Annotated in this window: 3 protein-coding genes and 1 pseudogene; 1 reads left to right on the plus strand and 3 read right to left on the minus strand. The window is 47.1% G+C overall.

The genetic code is table 11. The annotated features are described in order from the left end of the window. From KDK17_RS15535 to KDK17_RS15545, 3 genes are all read right to left on the minus strand, one after another. The coding region (locus KDK17_RS15535) for a hypothetical protein (protein ID WP_257288467.1) at positions 1-1,377 on the minus strand (1,377 nt) is incomplete at its 3' end. A 259-nt stretch (positions 1,378-1,636) separates the two neighbouring features. Next, entirely contained in the window at positions 1,637-1,951 is a 315-nt protein-coding gene (locus KDK17_RS15540; protein WP_257254723.1) for a hypothetical protein, read from the minus strand. 103 nt (positions 1,952-2,054) lie between these two features. Continuing rightward, positions 2,055-2,993 (minus strand): LysR family transcriptional regulator, encoded by a 939-nt coding sequence (locus KDK17_RS15545; RefSeq protein ID WP_257281391.1) that lies wholly within the window; start codon positions 2,991-2,993, stop codon positions 2,055-2,057. Between the two features lie 102 nt (positions 2,994-3,095). Here KDK17_RS15545 and KDK17_RS15550 point away from each other — a divergent pair. Beyond that, positions 3,096-3,307, plus strand: a pseudogene (locus KDK17_RS15550) (NADP-dependent oxidoreductase); the annotation flags it as partial.

Here is a 3,307-nt window from a genome sequence, read left to right on the forward strand (position 1 = left end):
ATCGTCTCCCCCACTATTCCTTCCTCCACGGCTGCCTTGATTGTGCCGACCATAGTCTCTTTGAGATTGGGTATAGGTGGGTGGTTGCATACCAAGGCCGGCCATTTCCTTTTCAACCTGACTGGTTCCTCCAGAGCAACCGGTCCCAGTGGGGCAATAGCCCGGAAAAACAGACACACTGCGTAATTGTTCAGGACTTAAAATGAAACCTTGCTGTGCATAACGACTGTAGTCTTCTGTTTGTAATGGTTGTGCCCGGTTACTGTCCAGGTAATGATTAAATGCAGCTTCCGGATCATCGGGGCTTCTGGACAATGCCAGAAACAGTTCTGAACTCCGTTCAAGATTTGCCCTGCTTATCCTGTCCCACAGTGCCTGCGAAATAATGATCGTCTGCTCATTCCAACCCTGTTTAATTTTGAGCACAATCCGGCTATCCCAGATCCGTTTTTTAACGGTCTGGCCGTCATTGTCAGGCATCAGGACCATACTGCTGACCAGTTCACTCATCCATTCAAAATAGTAAAGTGGGGCCATCCCGTTTCCCGGCCTTTTCTTGAATAAATCGTCAAAATCATTCCCACCACCAAAACCGCCACCACCAGAGCTTGTGAATGACTCATGGTTATCGGCACTATCAGAAGCTACGGGTATAGCCAAAGGTCCACTTAAACGGCTTTTGTCTTCAGGATGGTCAGGCTCATTTTTTAGAGTCTCTGTGTTACGGAAAATAATATCGACAGATGATTTTTTTTTGTCACCGAAATTATGACCGTCGTGAACACTGCTATCCAAAGACGACGGTGAACCAGTGCTTTCTGAAACAATACCGCTACATTCTGGCTCTAAAACCCATCCACTCTCATTGTCTTCAATGGACAGAACCAAGGACTGATTACCTGGCGGTAAACGCCATCTGGCCAGGTACTCATGCTGCCAGCGATCACTGTCTGGTGCCAATGCGATCAGTCTTACTCCCCCGTTTTGCATATGAGGCATACTCTGGCCCGTCAAAGGCTTTGTAATGACCGGTGGGTAGGGCAAAGTTCCCGACGAAAATGCGGGAGGAGTTCTGAAACAAAAATTAAACAGGTCGCCCGGCTGGCTATTCAGGACGATATAAAGCTGATTGTCCTCTAGTTCAGAAACTGTCTTGATGTTCTCGTCAACCGTCTTGCCACCATAAGCAAGAAGGAGAGGCGGACCGCTACCTATAAACGACAGCTTGCTAATCCCTTCCGATACCGCTGTCCTTTTTTCAATGGCTTTGGAGGAACTCAACCAACCAGTCCAGCTCAATAGATTGGCATAAGCAGCACTGTAGGCATCAAACGGCAAAACGACAGATACTATGAATAAGAAAAACAGATGAGTCATAGTGAGAAGTCTTGCCGTTTTCATAATTGGATTTGCCTACAGGCTTTATTGATGAGGCATAACAATAGACCTTAAATTTGAAGATGTTTAATTTATCCCCCGTTTATTTTAGTGCCTTTCAAAAACGTTAGCCCTTCCTAAAAATGACAGCAGACAAAAGTTGACGCTTGGTTGGACGTACTCACCCTTCATTCCCGGCCATTAAAAAAGCCCCTGATCAGCATAAAAGTGGTCAGGGGCTTTTTTTATTCTGGTCATCTCAATCGTTCTTCAACAACTCAAGCTGCATGATGGACTGCTCAAACCCCTGACGGGCAGCCAGTTCATAATAGGCTTTAGAAAGCTCTCTGTTCATGGGGATTCCATGACCCATCTGGTACATTCTGGCCACCCAGTGCTGTGCACAGTCCAGCCCCTTGTCAGCCTCAGCTTTGAGCACCTCAAATGCTTTGGCATACTCTCCTGCGATATAGATGGCCAGACCTGATGAGCAGCGTTGATTATCTGCCACCTGTTCAGCCATCAGAGGCAAAGGAAATAAAATCAGCAAAAGTGCCAATCCGTTAGCTTTCATTTCAAACACTCCCTGTTTGTTCCAAGCACTTCACATAGTGACAGAAAATTAACAAAGAAACGAAATTTTTATGCTCACATGCGCTTAATCAATCACAATGTGTTCAAACCTTGCACTCGAGATGAAGCCGATTGATCTTTTGGGTCAGCTCTTCATAGACCAGCTGCCTGAACCAGATATGAGCAGGCTCTTTCATATACCTCTCATGCCATATGATTGAGTAGGTAAAAGGCTTTTGCTCCATGGGAAAAGGCAGTATTGCCAGCCCATAGTGATGAGCGCAGCTTCCCACCAAACCATAAGGCGCTGTCAATATATAATCGGTATTGGCAACCAGAGCCAGTGCCGCAATAAAATGCGGTACCCTCAGGGCAATTCGCCGGGACAATCCCCGCTCTTCCAACAAATAGTCGACAGCTCCCTTTCGCTCTCCTCCCATGGTGATCAATGCATGGGAATGACTGGCATAGCGCTCAATATCCATACCCTGCTCCACCAGAGGGTGAGAATCTCTGACAACACAGACAAACTTGTCCTGACCTATTCCTCGCCCATGAATCATTGCGGGTGCGTCGGTGATAGAGCAGGTTGCCAGATCGACATTCTGCTGATCCAGTTCATGGAGCAAATGCGAGCGCCAGGGCACAATTTCCAGCGAAATTCCCGGAGCCTCCCGACTCAACCTCTTTATGACTTCAGGCAATAACACATGGGCCCCGTAATCTGAAGACGCCAATCGAAAGCTATGTTCAGACTCTGCTGCTATGAAACGGGGAGGTTCAATTAACTGGCTGATATCTTGCAATGATTTCTGCAAACCCAGAGCGATATCCTCAGCCCGTGGAGTGGGCGCCAGCCCCTGGGGAGTTCGAGTGAATAGAGGATCATCAAAAAGTACCCGGAGTCTGGCCAGACTGCGGCTGATGGCAGGCTGAGTCAGATTTAATCGACCGGCAGCACGGGTCACACTGCGCTCCTCCAAGAGAACTTGCAAGACCGGCAGCAGATTTAAGTCAGAAGACGACAGATTATCAACAGGCAAAATCATTACTCACAATCATGACTACTATAACGATGATGCATTGGAGTCATATTGATTACAACGATAAATTACCTCTTAACTATCGTTTCAGGATTTCGGTTCATGTTTATAGAGAAAAGTCACGAGATTCACCTTGTCAGACGCCCCGAGGGTTTGCCTGACAGCAGCTGCTTCAAGCTGGTCTCTCAGCCAGTTGCAGAGCTGAAAGAAGGTGAAATTCTGGTTAAAAATCTTTGGATGTCAGTGGATCCCTATATGCGTGGACGCATGATCGATCGTAAAAGCTACATACCTCCTTTTGCTTTGGATGCCCC

Source organism: Endozoicomonas sp. SESOKO2 (genome assembly GCF_024606245.1).
Taxonomy (GTDB): Bacteria; Pseudomonadota; Gammaproteobacteria; order Pseudomonadales; family Endozoicomonadaceae; genus Endozoicomonas_A.

What these genes read in the sequence shown, in the direction of transcription:
- KDK17_RS15540 (WP_257254723.1), bottom strand. Translation starts at nt 1,951, where the DNA reads ATGAAAGCTAACGGATTGGCACTTTTGCTGATTTTATTTCCTTTGCCT.